Source organism: Bhargavaea cecembensis (assembly GCF_000826125.2).
GTDB classification, from domain to species: domain Bacteria; phylum Bacillota; class Bacilli; order Bacillales_A; family Planococcaceae; genus Bhargavaea; species Bhargavaea cecembensis_B.
In genome coordinates this window covers 1,841,571-1,858,166 of record NZ_LN651373.1, presented here as the reverse complement: position 1 = coordinate 1,858,166, position 16,596 = coordinate 1,841,571, and the positions used below count along the sequence as shown (strand labels likewise).

At 56.5% G+C, this 16,596-nt stretch carries 19 protein-coding genes; 10 read left to right on the top strand and 9 right to left on the bottom strand.

Annotated features, from left to right (window positions below; genetic code table 11):
- Positions 1–23 precede the first annotated feature (23 nt).
- The 4 genes from BN1189_RS14675 to proB all read right to left on the bottom strand — a co-directional run bounded on the left by BN1189_RS14675 (position 24) and on the right by proB (position 3,812).
- Positions 24–833 carry a cytochrome c oxidase assembly protein gene (locus tag BN1189_RS14675; protein WP_052455895.1) on the bottom strand — a complete coding sequence of 270 codons (810 nt, stop codon included), beginning with the start codon at positions 831–833 and terminating at the stop codon, positions 24–26.
- Positions 823–1,320: a DUF2243 domain-containing protein gene (locus tag BN1189_RS14670; protein ID WP_040229049.1), complete on the bottom strand. Its 498-nt coding sequence runs from the start codon at positions 1,318–1,320 to the stop codon at positions 823–825. The genes BN1189_RS14675 and BN1189_RS14670 overlap by 11 nt, the downstream gene beginning before the upstream one ends.
- A gap of 108 nt (positions 1,321–1,428) precedes the next feature.
- A complete protein-coding gene (locus tag BN1189_RS14665) occupies positions 1,429–2,691 on the bottom strand; it encodes a glutamate-5-semialdehyde dehydrogenase (protein WP_040229048.1) in 1,263 nt (420 codons plus the stop codon).
- Entirely contained in the window at positions 2,688–3,812 is a 1,125-nt protein-coding gene (gene proB / locus BN1189_RS14660; protein ID WP_040229047.1) for a glutamate 5-kinase, read from the bottom strand. The genes BN1189_RS14665 and proB overlap by 4 nt, the downstream gene beginning before the upstream one ends.
- Before the next feature lie 160 nt (positions 3,813–3,972).
- Between proB and BN1189_RS14655 the strand changes: the two genes are divergently transcribed.
- The 5 genes from BN1189_RS14655 (at position 3,973) to BN1189_RS14635 (ending at position 7,391) form a co-directional block, all read left to right on the top strand.
- Complete coding sequence (locus tag BN1189_RS14655) at positions 3,973–4,230, top strand: hypothetical protein (protein WP_040229046.1); 258 nt, start codon at positions 3,973–3,975, stop codon at positions 4,228–4,230.
- 327 nt (positions 4,231–4,557) lie between these two features.
- The gene (locus tag BN1189_RS14650; protein ID WP_040229045.1) at positions 4,558–4,983 is read left to right on the top strand and encodes a MarR family winged helix-turn-helix transcriptional regulator; all 426 of its coding nucleotides are present in this window, start codon (positions 4,558–4,560) and stop codon (positions 4,981–4,983) included.
- A 39-nt stretch (positions 4,984–5,022) separates the two neighbouring features.
- A complete protein-coding gene (locus BN1189_RS14645; RefSeq protein WP_040229044.1) occupies positions 5,023–6,219 on the top strand; it encodes an MFS transporter in 1,197 nt (398 codons plus the stop codon).
- 246 nt (positions 6,220–6,465) lie between these two features.
- Positions 6,466–6,879 (top strand): carbonic anhydrase, encoded by a 414-nt coding sequence (locus tag BN1189_RS14640; RefSeq protein ID WP_040229043.1) that lies wholly within the window; start codon positions 6,466–6,468, stop codon positions 6,877–6,879.
- Positions 6,880–6,980: 101 nt separating this feature from the next.
- Positions 6,981–7,391 (top strand): nuclear transport factor 2 family protein, encoded by a 411-nt coding sequence (locus tag BN1189_RS14635; protein WP_179860965.1) that lies wholly within the window; start codon positions 6,981–6,983, stop codon positions 7,389–7,391.
- Between the two features lie 268 nt (positions 7,392–7,659).
- On the opposite strand, the gene BN1189_RS14630 is transcribed toward BN1189_RS14635, so the two are convergent.
- The 3 genes from BN1189_RS14630 to BN1189_RS14620 form a co-directional block, all read right to left on the bottom strand.
- Entirely contained in the window at positions 7,660–8,076 is a 417-nt protein-coding gene (locus BN1189_RS14630; protein ID WP_040229042.1) for a universal stress protein, read from the bottom strand.
- Positions 8,077–8,188: 112 nt separating this feature from the next.
- Positions 8,189–8,950 (bottom strand): ABC transporter permease, encoded by a 762-nt coding sequence (locus tag BN1189_RS14625; protein WP_040229041.1) that lies wholly within the window; start codon positions 8,948–8,950, stop codon positions 8,189–8,191.
- Positions 8,947–9,675 carry an ABC transporter ATP-binding protein gene (locus BN1189_RS14620; RefSeq protein WP_040229040.1) on the bottom strand — a complete coding sequence of 243 codons (729 nt, stop codon included), beginning with the start codon at positions 9,673–9,675 and terminating at the stop codon, positions 8,947–8,949. Before BN1189_RS14620 ends, BN1189_RS14625 begins: the two co-directional genes overlap by 4 nt.
- Positions 9,676–9,785: 110 nt before the next feature.
- Between BN1189_RS14620 and BN1189_RS14615 the strand changes: the two genes are divergently transcribed.
- Positions 9,786–10,253, top strand: a complete 468-nt coding sequence (locus tag BN1189_RS14615) for a low molecular weight protein-tyrosine-phosphatase (RefSeq protein ID WP_040229039.1) — start codon at positions 9,786–9,788, stop codon at positions 10,251–10,253.
- 64 nt (positions 10,254–10,317) lie between these two features.
- On the opposite strand, the gene mnmH is transcribed toward BN1189_RS14615, so the two are convergent.
- Both mnmH and selD read right to left on the bottom strand, forming a co-directional pair.
- Complete coding sequence (gene mnmH / locus BN1189_RS14610) at positions 10,318–11,394, bottom strand: tRNA 2-selenouridine(34) synthase MnmH (protein WP_040229038.1); 1,077 nt, start codon at positions 11,392–11,394, stop codon at positions 10,318–10,320.
- Positions 11,395–11,431: 37 nt separating this feature from the next.
- Positions 11,432–12,472: a selenide, water dikinase SelD gene (gene selD / locus BN1189_RS14605; RefSeq protein ID WP_040229037.1), complete on the bottom strand. Its 1,041-nt coding sequence runs from the start codon at positions 12,470–12,472 to the stop codon at positions 11,432–11,434.
- A gap of 154 nt (positions 12,473–12,626) precedes the next feature.
- On the opposite strand from selD, the gene BN1189_RS14600 reads away from it, so the two are divergent.
- The 4 genes from BN1189_RS14600 to BN1189_RS14585 all read left to right on the top strand — a co-directional run bounded on the left by BN1189_RS14600 (position 12,627) and on the right by BN1189_RS14585 (position 16,592).
- The gene (locus BN1189_RS14600) at positions 12,627–13,346 is read left to right on the top strand and encodes a YebC/PmpR family DNA-binding transcriptional regulator (protein ID WP_040229036.1); all 720 of its coding nucleotides are present in this window, start codon (positions 12,627–12,629) and stop codon (positions 13,344–13,346) included.
- Between the two features lie 55 nt (positions 13,347–13,401).
- Positions 13,402–14,157: an exodeoxyribonuclease III gene (locus BN1189_RS14595; protein WP_040229035.1), complete on the top strand. Its 756-nt coding sequence runs from the start codon at positions 13,402–13,404 to the stop codon at positions 14,155–14,157.
- A gap of 356 nt (positions 14,158–14,513) precedes the next feature.
- The gene (locus BN1189_RS14590; protein ID WP_040229034.1) at positions 14,514–16,250 is read left to right on the top strand and encodes a carbon starvation CstA family protein; all 1,737 of its coding nucleotides are present in this window, start codon (positions 14,514–14,516) and stop codon (positions 16,248–16,250) included.
- Positions 16,251–16,328: 78 nt separating this feature from the next.
- Positions 16,329–16,592 (top strand): cory-CC-star protein, encoded by a 264-nt coding sequence (locus BN1189_RS14585; RefSeq protein ID WP_040229033.1) that lies wholly within the window; start codon positions 16,329–16,331, stop codon positions 16,590–16,592.
- Positions 16,593–16,596: the final 4 nt, after the last annotated feature.

Genomic DNA, 16,596 nt, shown 5'->3' with positions numbered 1-16,596 from the left:
ATCTCAAGAAGCCTGCCGTCCATTCAATGGATGACAGGCTTCTTTTCTGCTTTCCTTACTCGGCGGATGGCCGTGCTCTTATACCAGGCGTGGAAGAGGAGGATGATGATCACAAGATCGACGAGGTCCCCGCCATAATACATGATCATCGCCCCCTGCCTCGCTTCCGAAGGGGGGATCCCGTCAGGCGGTTGGGCGTAGATGAACTTGCTCACGATCCCGTGCGCGGCCAGGGCAGGGATGAAGACGGCCGTCCGGAAAAGCGGACTATGCGGCCTTGGCGCGGGATCCATGTAAATCATGGAGACGGTGAACAGATAGCCTGCCAAAAACACATGGGCATGGACGAAAAGATAGAGGAGGGGATGCATATGCATCAACCCAAAAAGAGGAGTCGTATATAAGATCCATAAACCTCCGATATTCAGGACGGATGCCGTCACGGGATGGCGGTAAAAAGAGAACACGGCACTTTTCAGCACCCGTGCCGCTTTTTTCGCGACATCTGTCCGGAGCGAGCGCAACAGCAACGTGGCCGGAGCGCCGAGCGCAAGCAGGAGCGGCGCGGCCATTCCGAGCATCAGGTGTCCGGCCATATGAAGCCGAAAATCATGATGGACGGCATCCATGAAAGGGGCTGACATGACGGCGGCGGCGAGGAGAACCCCGGTACACCAGCAGAGCGACCGGTACAGAGGCCATCGCCTGAGCCGGATGTTGCGGGATGACCGGGCAACACCCGCAAGATAGAAGCCGATGGCAACGATTCCGAGAAAGAGGCATATGGAACTGATGACCAAGGTCCATGGACCCGAAAGGCTTTCATGAAGCATTGATGGTCACCTGCATGCCCAGGCTGTCCCGTTTCGCTGCGCGAATGAGCCCGAGCCCGAGAATGATCATGAGCAGGGCAAGCGAATTCCAGACAATGTCATAAGGAATAATGTCCACTTCATAACGAATCTGATGGATGCGCATCAGCTTGTGCTGGATGGTTCCGTCATAGAGCTGGAAAGCGCCTCCGCCGAGCAGCTTCCCTCCCCAGAACATTTTGGACCAGAACGCTTGCCTGCGTCTCAGATCGGCGACAAGGTACAGGCCGCCGACCGTCGCAAACCAGCTGAACGCATGGAAGAGACCGTCTGAGACGAGCCCGGCGACTGTGGAGGACCGGTCATAGAACTTGTGCCAATGAAGGATTTGATGGAAAACGGTCTCATCAAGAAATGCCACGAAGCCGAGGCCGAACAAGATACCGGCCCATAAATTTCTCTGCCCGTGCCGGACCTTTGGATTCTTGGATTCATTTACATTCGCCATGGTGTCTCCTTCCCTTGCCATTCGGTGGTGTTGCGGACATTATCCCCCCTGCCGGCATCCATTAAACGGGCCAAGAAAAAAGCCGCCGATACGGCAGCCTTTCCGGAATTATTTACATTGTCCGTTCCCCCGGATGATCGTCTTCTCCGAAGTGAGCGCGGTCAGTCCCATCGGTCCCCGGGCATGGAGTTTCTGAGTGCTGATCCCGAGTTCCGCTCCGAATCCGAACTCGAACCCGTCGGTGAACCGCGTGGAGGCATTGTGATAGACTGCCGCGGCATCGACGCCTGCCAGGAATCTCGAGGCCTCTTCCGACGAAGCGGATACGATCGATTCGGAATGGCGGGTCCCGTACCGGTTGATGTGCGAGATGGCCGCTTCGGTGGTCGGGACGAGGCGGACGGCAACTTCAAGGTCAAGAAATTCAGTTGCCCAATCATCCTCCTCTGCAAGAAGGACGCCGTCGGCTGCTGAGCAGACGGCTTCATCTCCGTGAACTAGGACGCCTTCCCACTGAAGCGCCTGTACGAGATTGTTGAGATGGGGCCAGCTTTCATGGACGAGGATCGTTTCCGCCGCATTGCAGACCGACGGCCGTTGGGTCTTGGCGTTCACTGCGATCCTGATGGCCATCTCCGGATCGGCGGATGAATCGATATACACATGGCAGTTGCCGGCACCCGTTTCGATGACAGGGACGGTCGCCTGCGCAACGACCGTGCGGATGAGCCCGGCGCTCCCGCGGGGGATGAGGACGTCGAGAACATCGTTCATCCGGAATAAACGTGAGGCGGTTTCCCGGCTCGTGTCTTCGACGAGCTGCACGGCCCCCGCCGGAAGACCGGTGAGTTCAAGCGCCTCATGGATTACGGAAACGAGTGCCATATTGGAATGGATGGCGGATGAGCTGCCGCGGAGAATGACGGCATTTCCGGTTTTCAGGCAAAGAGCCGCCGCATCGACCGTGACATTCGGGCGGGCTTCATAGATGATTCCGACCACGCCGAGCGGCACCCGCACTTTCGTTAAGGCCAATCCGTTCGGCCGTGACCAGCTTTCCGTTTCTTCTCCGACCGGGTCGGGGAGACGGACGAGCTCGCGGAGGGCGGATGCCATATCCGTCACCCGTTTTTCATCGAGCCGGAGCCGGTCAAGCAGGGATTCGGCCATGCCTGCAACCCGGCCGTTTTCCAGGTCAAGACGGTTCGCTTCCAGCACGTCTGCCTGCCTGTCGACCAGCTTTTCTGCGATTGCGGTCAGCGCCTGATTTTTCAGAGCGGATGAAGCGGCGGCGAGAAGCGCTGCGGCGGATTTCGCCGATTGTCCTTTTATCTTCAGCTCATCTGAATATGCGGTGTCCAAATGGGTCAATGTATAGCCTCCTTTTCCTTCAGGTGGATCCAGCGGTTGCAGTGGATGACTTCCGGCGTGGTGCCGCCGGAAATTCTCATCGATTCGTTTCCGTTTTTCCCGATGATTTTGGCGACCGTTTCAGACGGATAGTTCACCTGGCCCCGGCCGATCAGGACGCCCTGTTGGTCCACGACATCCGTGACATCGCCTGCACTGAAAGAGCCATTCACCGACACGATGCCGACCGGGAGCAGGCTCGTTCCTTTGCCGGAAAGGGCCCTGGCAGCGCCGTCGTCGACCGTGATGGAACCGGAAGGGACCGAACAGAGGGCCATCCAGCGCTTGGAGTCTTTTCCGGACAGCAATGCCGAGCTGCCGATGTATGTGCCGTTGCCGCGTCCTTCGACGATATCGAGCAGCTTGCCGGCGCCGCGCCCCGTTCCGATGAATACATGCACACCGAGGAACCCGGCAGTGCGGGCGGCCAGCACTTTCGACTTCATCCCGCCGGTCCCGATAGAAGAACCGGCTCCGGAAGCCGCTTCCAGCAACCCGTCATGCACTTCGGCGATGAACGTGTATTTGCGGGCATCCGGATCCGTTGCCGGGTTGCCGTCGTACAATCCGTCGACATCTGTCAGGATGGCGAGGAAGTCGGCATGGACGAGGCCGGACACGAGCGCCGAGAGCATATCATTGTCACCGAAAGTGATGCCTTCGACCGAGACCGAGTCGTTTTCATTGATGATCGGGACCGCCCGCCGGTTCAGCAGTTCTTCCAGCATCCGTCCGGTGTTGTGGAACCGTTCCTTTTTCATGAGGTCCTGGCGGGTGAGGAGCAGCTGGGCGGCCACGATGCCGTGCTTCTTGAACTCCTCGGCATAGGCTTCCATGAGAAGCCCCTGACCGACCGCGGCGGCCGCCTGCTTTGCGGCGATTCCCGGTGGACGGGATGCATATCCGAGATTGCGGAACCCTGCGGCCACAGCGCCGGAGGAGACGAGGACGACTTCATGGCCCGCCTTCATCAGGCCGGCGATCGCCGCGGTATGCTCAGAGACGAGAGCGTCTGACAGCCCGCCGTCAAGGTCTGTGAGGGAACTGCTGCCGATCTTCACGACAATCCGCCTTTTTTTCATCCGTGCCGCCTCCCAAAATGATATTAAGAATGATTATGCAACAAGAAGAATGAATAATCAATACCAATTTAAAATATTGGCGCAAAATATATTTTCATGAGGCTATCAATGAAACCAAAAGCGGCTTCACCAGGTATATATAGAAAAGGAGGAGGAGCAGTTGTTTTTTATCATTGCCATCGTCGCCATCGCAGCATCCATCCCGATCACGGCGATCGTCACGGATCACCAGCGCCGGATGGTCCGGATGAAAAAGGAATTCATCCGGGAAGAGATTGAGCTGGAACAGATCAAACAACAGAATTTCATCGCGGAGACCGAGAAGATGAAGCTTGAGCTGGAAAAGATGAAGCTGGATTATACGGCAGACCATGTCGCGCCCTTGCCGGAAAAAAAGGAACTGGAACAGCTGAATTGACGAACGGAAAAGCGAACGGCCGCAATGGGCCGGGCATCTGATCTGAGAACGGTGAATCACCGGTTTCAAAGGATCGTGTCCGGCCCGTCTGCTTGCCGGTGCCACTCGCATTCCGGAATCGGATAAAAAGAACCGGGTCGGCACATTTTCTAAAACCTTGAAGACAGCCCGTTCATCACTCGTCACTTCTTGAACCGGGCTTTAACGAAACCGGTCCAAATGGCCATCAAAAATAAAACTCGCCGGGACATTGACAAAAGGCCCGGTTTTTTGTATACTTCAACAGTTGATTAGCTAAACTAACTATTTTCATCTAGGAGGTTCAAGATGGAACTGCAGCCGCATCAGCTGTTTTTCAGGCGGTTCACCGCCTTATATCGACCGCTCGTCTTGAAAGTGGGGGAGGCCTTGATGGCCGAAGGGCTGACGGTGCCGCAATGGTCCGTTCTCCGCCTCATCGCAGAGGAAGGAGAAATGTCGCCCGCAGAGCTTGCCGTCCGGCAGAACGTCGAAAAGCCGACCATTTCAAGGAACCTTCATCAGCTTCTCGAGCGGGGACTGATCGACTCCCGTGCCGGAAAGGACCGGAGGGAGAAGATCATCTTTCTCACAAAAGACGGCGTGGCAGTTTTTGAGAAGGCCTTCGCCATCGTATCCGAGGTGGAGGAAAAGGCGCTCCGCGGCATCGCGCCCGGAGAGCAGAAGGAAATGGCCGACCTGTTCGCCGCCATCCGAAACAATCTGGCCGAATGATCCGGCCGTTTGATCTTAATGTCTAGAAAGAGGGTTCGTATGGAGCAATCGCACAAACTTTGGACGAAAGACTTTGTTTTTGTATCTGCCATCAACTTTTTCCTCATGCTCGTCATGTATCTCCTCATGGTGACGATCGGGCCGTACACTTCCGGCAAGTTCGACGTCGGCGCCAGCACGGCCGGCCTTGTTTCGGGGACTTTTATCATCGGTGCGCTCGTCGCCCGGTTCATCGCCGGAGCAGTCGTCGAAAAAGCAGGCAGCAAGAAAATCCTCCTGATCGGGCTGATCGTCTATGTGATCACCGGAGCCTTGTATTTCACGGCAATCAATTTGCCGCTTCTCATTCTCGTGCGGTTTTTCCACGGCATGGGAATGGGGATCGGTTCCACTGCGACGGGGACGATCGTCGCACGGATCCTGCCGCCGGACCGGCGGGGCGAGGGAATCGGATACTACAGCATGAGTGCCGTGCTCGCCGCGGCAATCGGTCCGTTCCTCGGAATCCTGCTGACGAATTATACGAGTTTCCAAATGATATTCGTTTTTTGCCTCGCACTGGCGGTCATTGGGCTCTTGATGGGCCTGGCACTCCGCAAACCGGCTCCTGTCGAAGGCAAGGCGCCTGCGGAAGAAGGCAAGAAATTCGGCATCTGGAGCTTCGTCGAGAAGAACGCACTGCCGATCGCGCTCGTCACGCTGCTCGTCGCTTTCGGATATGCCGGAGTGCTGAGCTTCATCATGTTCTACGCCGAAGAGATCGGACTCGTCACCGCTTCCAGCTTCTTCTTCCTCGTGTATGCGGTGGCCGTCCTCCTGTCACGGCCGTTCACCGGCCGCCTGCTTGACCTGAAAGGGGCGAACATCGTGGTGGTCCCGGCATTGCTGATCTTCTCCGTGGGCCTGTATCTGCTCAGCAACACAAGCACGAGCTGGGTACTCCTCCTGGCGGGGGTGCTGATCGGCCTTGGCTTCGGCAACTTCCAGTCAAGCGCTCAGGCGATCGCGGTGAAAGTGGCCGATCCGCACCGGCTCGGCCTCGCGACTTCCACTTACTTCATCGCACTGGATGCAGGCGTCGGATTCGGTCCTTATCTGCTCGGCCTGCTCGTGCCGATGCTGGGGTATTCCGGCATGTACGGCCTGCTCGCCGCAGTCGTCATTGCAGGGCTTCTGCTCTACGCACTCGTCCACGGAGTGAAAGAATGGAAGGATGCCAGAGAGAATATCGCCTGACCGGTTTGGGGAGATCCCCGTTTGGGAATGGTTCCACAAGCCGGTGCCGGGAGTTTCACCCTGCGAGCAGAGAACCACGTTTGATTTTGGGTCTTTTGGTCCGGTTCTTTTGAATCGGTTTTCGTGAAGTTGACAATTTATTCGTCATTTCGTCATCAATATTGGTATGCTATAGCATAAGGTTTTCCGAAAACAGAGAAACCGATCCTGTGGGCCGACCCGGTCCGGAACTTGGAGGGACAGCAAATGGAACAACGCGAATTTGTGACAGTCATCAACTGCATGGACGGTCGTGTTCAGGAACCGGTCATTCAATGGATGAAAAGCCAATACAATGCAAAATATGTAGACTCGGTGACCGAAGCAGGCCCGAACAAAGTGCTTCTCGGAAATGATCCCCAAAAGATTGACTCGATCATTGAACGGGTCCGAGTCTCCACAGATAAACATGGATCCACTGTGCTGGCGATTGCCGGTCACTATGACTGCGCAGGCCACGCAGTGGACGGTGAGCTGAAAAAAGCCAGAATCCGCGAATCCGTCGAGTTGATCTCAACATGGGGCCTGGATGTGGAAATCATCGGCATCTACGTCAATGACAAATGGGAAGTCGAAGAAGTCTGCGGACGTGCCAGGCAACCCCAGGCAAAAGCGCAATGATCAATAAAAGGGACAGACATGCGTCTTGGCGTGTCTGTCCCTTTTATTGTCCTTGTCTTCCATGTCGGCAGTAATGCGAAACGAGAGGGATGAGACAGACCATGACGGTGGAAAAGGAAATACGCCGATTGGAAGAAATGCTGCTCGATGACCGCGTGCGTTCGGAATCAGAACTGTTTGCCCCTCTTCTTGATGAACATTTTTATGAGTTTGGCAAATCAGGCCGATGCTTCGACCGGGCGGAATGTCTGAAGGCGGGAACACTTGGGAAGGTTAGCCTGGAGATCCGGGACTTCTCAGCTCGGCAACTCGCGGAAGAGATTGTGCTCGCCACATATCGGACTGTTGATCGGGAGGCCGGCACCGTGGCCAACCGGAGTTCCGTGTGGAAACGGACGGATGGACAATGGCGGATGGCATTCCACCAGGGGACGCCCGTGCCGGAACGGATATGGAGTGCAGAAGCAAAAAGCGAAGCGGCAGAGGACTCCAAAGGGGAAGAGGATTTTTAAACATTAAGAGTATCACTGTCGAACGCATATATTCCGGAATTTCCGGGTATGAGGTACAATAAAGAATGCAGGTCCGGCTATAGCCGACCATCTTGATGGAGTTAAGGAGGAAATCGTTTGGACGCGCATTATTTCGGAGATAATCTTCTGCAAATCCTGATCGTTGTAGCCTTGGTTGCGTTTATCGCCATCATTGCACTCGGTATGATCAAAAGCCGGAACCACTGATTGAAAAACGGAAGCTGCGCAATTCCGCAGCTTCCGTTTTTCATTTCACGACCAATACCGGACAGTGTGCCCGCTTCATCACTTTGTGGCTGACGCTTCCGAGCATCATCTCCTGCAGCTGGTTCAGCCCTCTGCTTCCAATGACGATCAGATCGAAGGCATTTGCGTTGGCATAAGAAATGATGGACGGGCCCGGTTCACCGCGGAGAATGGTCACTTCATGCTGCACGCCGTCACCGTTGAGCAGGGTCTCGGCCGGCAACAGCCGCTGCTGGAGCTGGTGGTCCCGCTGATTGTCCCCTTCGGGTTGCGCCAATGTGTTCTTTGACCTGGAAAAGTCGGCAACGTATACGAGTTCAATGGCACCGGCGGAAGCTTTTGCAATCCAGGAAGCCTGCCTTGCAGCCCGGAGCGAATTTTCCGAGCCGTCCACTGCCAGCAAAATCCGTTTGTACATCTTGAAACACCCTCCAATCTTAGTCGGCGTCCAGGTGAATCTGAGCCAGGGGATTCTGCGACACCCCTATACAGTACTGGTTCTAGCCGTCCGGGAAAATCCCTTCTTCCGGTCAATTCAGTCCCTGTTCCCGGATCAGCTGCATCCGTTCGTTGAACAGGGACGGATAGGAGAGGAATCCGAGCAGGATGCTCGAGACGGCGGCTGTGGTCAGGAGCAGGAACAAGATCAGGAGTTGGAACTGGACGGCCTGCACCGGATCCGCGCCTGCGATGATCTGGCCGCTCATCATGCCGGGGAGTTGGACGAGACCCATCGTTTTCTGGCTTTCGATCGTCGGGATCATGCTCGCTTTGATGGCGTCGGTCAATTGGCCATGGATCGCCTGCTTCGGTGTTCCTCCGAGAGAGAGGATGAGCTCCGTCTGATTTTTATTCGATTCCACTTCGGCAGTAAATCGGTTGAGGAAGAGGATGGAGAGCACCATCGAGTTGCCGACGACCATCCCGCTGATCGAGATGATATATTGCGCATCCGCCGGAACGATATGGAAGCCGAGCAGGATCGACTGTGTCAGGACTTCGACCGCGACGATCGTGACAGTGATCTTCCAAGTGATGCCGGGGATGGATTTCCCCTTTTTCCTCGCGTTCTGGACCGCGGCGAAGATCATGAGCATGATCATGAGAAGGATATAGATCCAGCTGTCCGACTCGAATACGAACTTCAGCACATAGCCGACCGCAAACAGCTGGATGATCGACCGGACGGTTGCGATCAGCGTATCTTTCTCGAGGCCGAGGTTCAGTGTCCGGGAGAGGACGAGCGGGATGAGGACAAAGATGAGTGTCAGTCCCAGTGCTATCGGGCTCATGCGTCTACCCCCTCAACAAATTGTCTGACCCGGTCGTTTTCTGGATGTTCGAGCAGGCGGCTCTCACCGGTCTCCACCAGTTCTCCGCCCATGAGGACCCAGGTGTAGTCGCCGATGGTGAGCGCCTGTTCCAGATTGTGGGTGATCCAGACCATCGTCGTTCCGTATTTCCGGTTGATCCGGACGATCAGCTCTTCGACTTCCCGCCGCGACGTCCGGTCAAGGGCGGACGTGATCTCGTCGAGCAATAGGATCTCGGACCGGTTGACGAGTGTGCGCGCGATCGACACTTTCTGCCGCTGGCCCCCGGAAAGCTCCGACGCTTTTGCATCCAAGTACTCGGGTTCCAGTCCGACATCGTCGAGCCATGCCATCGCTTCTTCACGGGAGAGTTCCTTTTTCTGCAGCCGGAGGGGAAGGGCCAGATTGTCCATAACGGTTCCCTTCACGACCGGCGCGTCCTGCAGCGCGATGCCGACTTTCCTGCGCAGCCCGGTCGGCTCATAATCGCCGATCGGGCGTCCGCTGATGAGAATTTCTCCGGCGGAAGGGGAGAGGAGTCCGTTGCACAGCTTCAAAACGGTCGTCTTCCCGGCACCGGACGGACCGACCAGTGTCGTGATTTTTCCGGCGGGGAATGAGCCGGTGACCTCTTTGATTATCTTTTTATTTCCGGCAGAATAAGAGACCTGCCGGAAGTGAATCGCCGGTTCGTAAGTGTCCAAATACTTTCGCTCCAAATCTTTAATTAGAATGATTATAATTTAGCACACACGCGGGAGGTTTGCAAAGCGTACGGGATATAGAGAAAATAAGCTGCAAGGGAGTGATGTCAATGGTATCCGTATTATTCGTCTGCCTCGGGAACATCTGCCGGTCTCCGATGGCGGAAGCGGTCATGCGCAGGCTGATCGAACAGAAGGGCCTGTCCGGTGAGATCACGGCGGACTCGGCCGGCACGGGTTCGTGGCACGCCGGGGAAGCGCCGCATGAAGGGACCCGCAGGAAGCTGGATGAAGAAGGTGTTTCCTATGAAGGAATGGCTGCGAGGCAGCTGGATAAACAGGACTTTGAGAAGTTCAACTATATCGTCTGCATGGACGAGCAGAATGTCCGGGACGCCCGGAAGATGCTCGGACAGCCGGACGATCCGAAAATCATCCGGCTGCTTGATTTGACCGGCAACGCCGGAGATGTGCCGGATCCGTGGTATACGGATAACTTCAATGAAACATACGAACTTGTCACGGCCGGTTGCCGGGAGCTTCTCGACAAGATCGAGCGCGAGCAGTTCGGAGGATGACAAGAAAACGGGACACTCCCGGGCCGCTGTGATGCGGACTGGGGAGTGTCCCGTTTCTGTGCGTTTATAGATCCGAGGCGGCGGCCTCCGGATCGGCGGCATGGCGTCCGATGCGCTGAACCGCCTGCCGGACTTTCCGGTAGGCATCCTCCATGTCCGTTGCATCGATGAACGTCTGCCGCTCATCGTCTTCGCTCAGGCCCGCCGAGTGTTCATAGCGGGGATCGTAATAGAATTCAAGGAGAAGCTTGACCGCTCCGGCGAATTCCCTCGACTCCAGATGATCGCGGATTTCTTTTGCGACCGGCGTGTGGATCCGTTTTTCAATCCGGGAAAAGGCCTCGAGGAACCGGGCGGGATCCTGATCAGGGTCGTAGTCTGCCAGGATGTTCTTCACCCGGACGTCTGCCGGCAGGCGGAGGAACAGATGCGTCCCCTCACTTTTTTTCTCATCGAAGAATTCAGGCAGAACGGCTTTTCCGATGCGCCGGCTCTCGCCTTCAATGACGACATACGGGGAGTGTTCGTGCCGCTTCATCTCGCCGACGAGCAGCGCGTCGAACTTCTTCTGGTTGCTCGGCTCCAGGCCGATGCCGCCGAAGATGGATCCTCTGTGACCGGCCAGTCCTTCCAGGTCGATGACCGGGAACCCGTCCGCCTTCAGCCGTTTCAGGATCTCCGTCTTGCCGCATCCGGTGTAGCCGTTCAGAACGATGAGGGGAGGGGTGAACTGCTCCTTGGCGAGCTCGGATACGATCCACTGCCGGTAAGTCCGGATGCCGCCGGTCAGCCGGCTGGACCGGAGTCCCATGAGGTCGGTGACCGTCGCGGCGGTCTTGCTCCTCATGCCGCCCCGCCAGCAGAACACGGTGAACGGGGAACCGATCTCTCGGAACTCCTCGACGAACGAGGGGAGCTTGGCCGAGAAAATCTCGAGGCCGCGTTTTTTTGCCGCTTCCTGTCCCTGCTGTTTATAGAGGGTGCCGACTTCGGCCCGCTCCTCGTTGTTGAATATCGGTATGTTGATGGCGCCGGGGATCGTGCCTTCTGCAAATTCCTTCGGGGAGCGGACATCGACGAGGGCGTGGCCGCCCGCTTCCATCACATTGAACAGTTCATCGAGTGTCAGTTCGCGTTTCATAAAATGGCTTCATCTCTTTCGGTATAATTCCGTGTTCTCATCGGACAGTGATCCGGCCTGCATTTTCTGCAGTGACGTCACCGATGATGCGGGCATCCACGCCGTTATTTTGCAATGCTTCAAGAAGGCTGTCCGCGTCCTCGCCGGCAACCGATGCCAGCAGTCCGCCGGAAGTGACGGCGTCGCAGAGGATCCATTGGCCGGTCTCGTCCATCGTCTCCGGATACTCCACCCGGTCGGCGACATGGGCGTGATTGTTTTTCGTTCCGCCCGGGACCGCACCCTGTTCCGCAAGCTCACGGGTGCGGGGCAGTACCGGGACTTGTCCGGAGTGGATCACAAGTCCCGTTCCGCTGCCTTCGGCCATCTCGGTTGCATGGCCGAGCAGCCCGAAGCCGGTCACGTCGGTCGTTGCATGGACCCGGTAATCATTCATCGTCTCGGCAGCGGTCTTGTTGAGGGTGGTCATCACCCGGGTCACTTCACGGATGTCTTCTTCCGACAGAAGGTCGCGTTTGAGCGAAGTCGTGTAGATGCCGACGCCGATCGGCTTTGTCAAAATGAGTTTATCCCCCGGTTTTGCGCCGGCGTTCGTCCGTACTTTGGACGGATGGATCGTCCCGGTGACGGCGAGCCCGAATTTCGGTTCCTGATCATCGATCGAGTGTCCGCCGACAAGCGTGACGCCCGCTTCCGCCATTTTGTCCGCAGCGCCCCGGAGGATGTCCGCGAGAATTTTCTTATCAAGATTGGCGATCGGGAAAGCGACGATGTTCAGCGCAGTGATCGGCGTTCCGCCCATCGCGTAAATGTCGCTGATGGCATTCGTGGCCGCAACCTGGCCGAAGTCATATGGATCATCGACGATCGGTGTGAAAAAGTCGGTCGTCTGGACGAGTGCGAGGTCATCTGTCAGTTGATAGACGCCGGCATCGTCACTCGTATCGAGGCCGACAAGCAGATTCGGGTCGGGAACCGCGGCAGGCAGTTCACGCAGGACGCCGGCCAGATCCGCCGGTCCGATTTTGCAGCCGCAGCCTCCTTTTTTCGTTAGTGTGGTCAGTCGAAGTGTTTCCATGTGGATCCCGGCCTTTCTGAATGATGTCTTTTCCTCCCATCATAGCACAGGTGATTAATTTCATCTTATGAGACGTCTCATCGTTTATCTTGTTGAAAGAAAATGGTATAATGAATCGTTGAGTAAGCTCATAGTGAAAGCGAGTGAACCGAAAATGGGTCGTAAATGGAATAATATCAAAGACAAGAAAGCTGCGAAGGACCAGAGCACCAGCCGCGTCAACGCCAAGTTCGGCAGGGAGATCTATGTGGCCGCCCGCCGCGGGGAACCGGATCCCGAATCAAACCAGGCGCTGAAGATGGTACTCGAGCGCGCGAAGACGTACAACGTGCCGAAGCATATCATCGACCGGGCGATCGACAAGGCGAAGGGCGGATCGGATGAGACGTTCGACGAGCTCCGCTATGAAGGATTCGGGCCTGCCGGCTCGATGGTCATCGTGGATGCGCTGACAAACAACGTCAATCGGACCGTCTCCGAAGTGCGCGCCGCGTTCGGCAAAAACGGCGGCAACATGGGCGTGAGCGGCTCCGTCTCTTATATGTTCGATTCGACGGCAGTCTTCGGGATTGAAGGAAAGTCCGAGGAAGAGGTCCTCGAACTTCTGATGGAAGAAGACGTGGAAGTGCGGGACGTCTTCGAGGAAGACGGCACCGTGATCGTCTACGCGGAACCGGATGAATTCCATGCCGTCCAGGAAGCATTCGGAAAGAACGGAATCACCGAGTTCCAGGTGGCCGAACTGACGATGATGCCGCAGAACGAAGTCGAGCTCGGTGAAGACGACAAAGCGCAGTTTGAAAGGATGATCGATGTGCTCGATGATCTTGAGGACGTCCAGCAGGTCTACCATAACGTCGATCTCGGAGAATAATTGCTTGGGGCCCGCCATTTTCCGGCGGGCTTCTTTCGTGAAAGGATGATGAACCATGCTCCTCGTGTCTTGGAACGTGAACGGTCTGCGCGCCTGTGTGAAAAAAGGCTTTCTGGACTATTTCAATGAAGTGGACGCGGATGTCTTCTGCGTCCAGGAAACGAAGCTTCAGGAAGGCCAGATCGACCTGGCCCTTGAAGGCTATCATCAATATTGGAATTACGCCGTGAAGAAAGGCTACTCGGGCACCGCCGTCTTCACCAAACGAGAGCCGCTGTCCGTCCAGTACGGACTCTGCGGGGAAGATTCGCAGGATGAGGGGCGCATCCTGACACTCGAATTTCCGGAATTTTATCTCGTGAATGTCTACACCCCGAATTCCCGGCGCGACCTGGCGAGGCTGCCGTTCCGGCTGGACTGGGAAGACCGGTTCCTCGACCATCTCGCGGCACTTGATGACCGCAAGCCCGTCATCGTCTGCGGAGACATGAACGTCGCCCACCGGGAAATTGATCTCAAGAATGCCCGGGCGAATGTCGGCAATTCGGGGTTCACCGATGAAGAGCGGGGCAAGATGACGACCCTTCTTGAGACCGGGTTCATCGACACGTTCCGGCATTTCTACCCCGACCGGACGGATGTCTATTCCTGGTGGTCTTATATGAACAAAGTCCGGGAGCGAAACATCGGTTGGCGGATCGATTATTTCCTTGCCTCCAGCCGGCTCGCGCCTGTGCTGACCGGTGCGGACATCCACTGCGATGTCATGGGCAGCGATCATTGTCCGATCTTGTTGGAAGCTGAATTATAATGAAGGAATCAAGGTCCGTCCTGCAAAAAAAAACGCAGGACGGTTTTTTTGATGGAGGCGATGAAATCGGCTGCATCATCCGGATTGCGGAAGCGGACAGAAAGACAGCGGACTCCTGAATTTCAGGAAGTCCGCTGTTTTTATTTAGGATGTCAAAACTGCAAAATAGCCCCAAAGACCTAGACTATTAAGCTCTCTTATTTGATAACATTGAATTAATAGAAATTTCAATAACAAGCGCCGGCTCGCATATACATGTCTGAAGCGGGATGCCGAACCTGCCGGTGAGCATCGGAAGGAGGATGGGGATCGATCGGCGGCATGAAAGAGATAAACGATAAGGGGGTCGTTGTTAAATGAATGCAATCTTGGTCGCCGTGATCGGGATGGTGGTCTTCGCGCTCGGTTATCGCTATTATTCTAAATTTGTTGCCGAGAAGATCTTCAGGCTCGATCCGAATTATGTGACGCCTTCACACAAATACCAGGACGGCGTCGACTTTGTCCCGACCAACAAGTTCGTCCTGTGGGGACATCATTTCACGTCGGTGGCGGGAGCGGCGCCGATCCTCGGACCTGCGATCGCCGTTTACTGGGGATGGCTTCCGGCGTTCCTCTGGGTCGTGCTCGGAACCGTATTCGCGGCGGGTGTCCATGACTTCGGTACCTTGGCCCTGTCCGTGCGGAACAAGGGACAGTCGGTCGGGACGATCGCCGACAAACTCATCGGCCAGCGGGCGAAAATCCTGTTCCTGTTCATCATCCTGATTCTCGTCCTCATGGTCAACGCGGTCTTCGCCTGGGTCATTTCGAACCTGTTCATCAAATACCCGGCGAGCGTCATTCCGATCTTCATCCAAATCCCGCTTGCCGTGTGGATCGGCTACGCGGTGTACAAGCGGCAGAAGAAGATGCTTGTCCCGTCCCTCATCGCACTGGCCGTCATGTACGGGGTGGCCATCGCGGCGAGCCAGTTCAGCTGGCTCCAGGTGGATCTCGTTTCGATGATGGGCGGCGAGACGGGCACCGGCCTGTTCGGGCTCGGTGCGGTGTCGACAGCGTTCTTCATATGGATTGTCATCTTGATGATTTACGTCTACATCGCCTCGACGCTGCCGGTCTGGAAACTGCTCCAGCCGCGGGACTTCATCAACTCCCACCAGCTCGTCGTCGGGCTCGGCATTCTGTATCTCGGCCTGATCTTCACGAATCCGACGATTACGGCGCCGGCAACGAATGCGACAACGGATGTTTCCTGGTTCCCGCTGCTCTTCATCACGGTCGCCTGCGGGGCCATTTCCGGTTTCCACGGCCTCGTGTCTTCCGGAACGTCCGCCAAGCAGCTTGACAAGGAAACGGACGCCCGGTTCGTCGGCTACCTCGGTGCGGTCGGCGAAGGAGTTCTGGCGCTCATCTCAATTCTTGCCGTCGTCACTTTGTTCCCGAGCGCCGGCGCCTTCAAGGAAGCGTACAGCAGCTTCGGCGCAGCCAACGCGGGCGGCCTCGGAAACTTCGTCGAGGGTGCTTCGCTCCTCGCCGGCGGGATCGGACTGCCGGCCAGCATCGCGACGACGATCGTGTCGATCATCATCATCAGCTTCGCGGCAACGACGCTTGATTCGTCTGTGCGCCTCATGCGCTACATCATCGCCGAGCTCGGGATGGAGTACAACATGCCGACGCTTGCGAAAACCCATGTCGCCACATCGGTCGCGGTCCTCGCGAGTGCGGCGCTCGTCCTCATTCCGAAAGGGCCGAACGGCTTCGGTTCCGGAGGTTATCTGCTCTGGCCGCTCTTCGGGACGGCCAACCAGCTTCTTGCCGGCATCAGCCTCATGCTGATCGCGGTCTGGCTGAAGCGGCTCGGAAGAAACTACATGGTCGCCATCGTCCCGATGGTCTTCCTGCTCTTCATGACTCTCTGGGCGATGTTCCAGCAGGTGTTCTTCCAGTGGGCCTGGTGGGGGACGGAGTCGAACATGCTCCTGTTCGTCTTCGGGGCGATCATCTTCGTCTTTGCCGTCTGGATCATGCTGACGGCGTTCAATGTCCTGACAAAAGGGATCCAGCCGAAAATGCCGCTTGAAGACTGAGGAAAATGCAGGGGCCGCCTTCGGGGAGGCCCCTGCCGCTTTTATGGGATGCTGAAATAAATCCGGGGAGGGGTTGGAATGGACATCAAGGAAAAACTCAAGGCGCTCGTCCGGTATTATGAAGAAGTGATCAGCCTGCCGCACAGGCGGGAAATCGCGGCAGAGCTGCGGGAGGAGGATGACCTCTTCCTCTTGATGCTTTATTCGGAGATGATCGGCATCCCGAATCCGGCCTATTATTACACGCTCGAGCTGTATCCCTACATGCTGGAGAAATTCCATGATTGGCATCTCCGCATGGGGATGGAGAAATCGCCGCTTGCCGGTCTGCGGTGCTGTTGAAAGG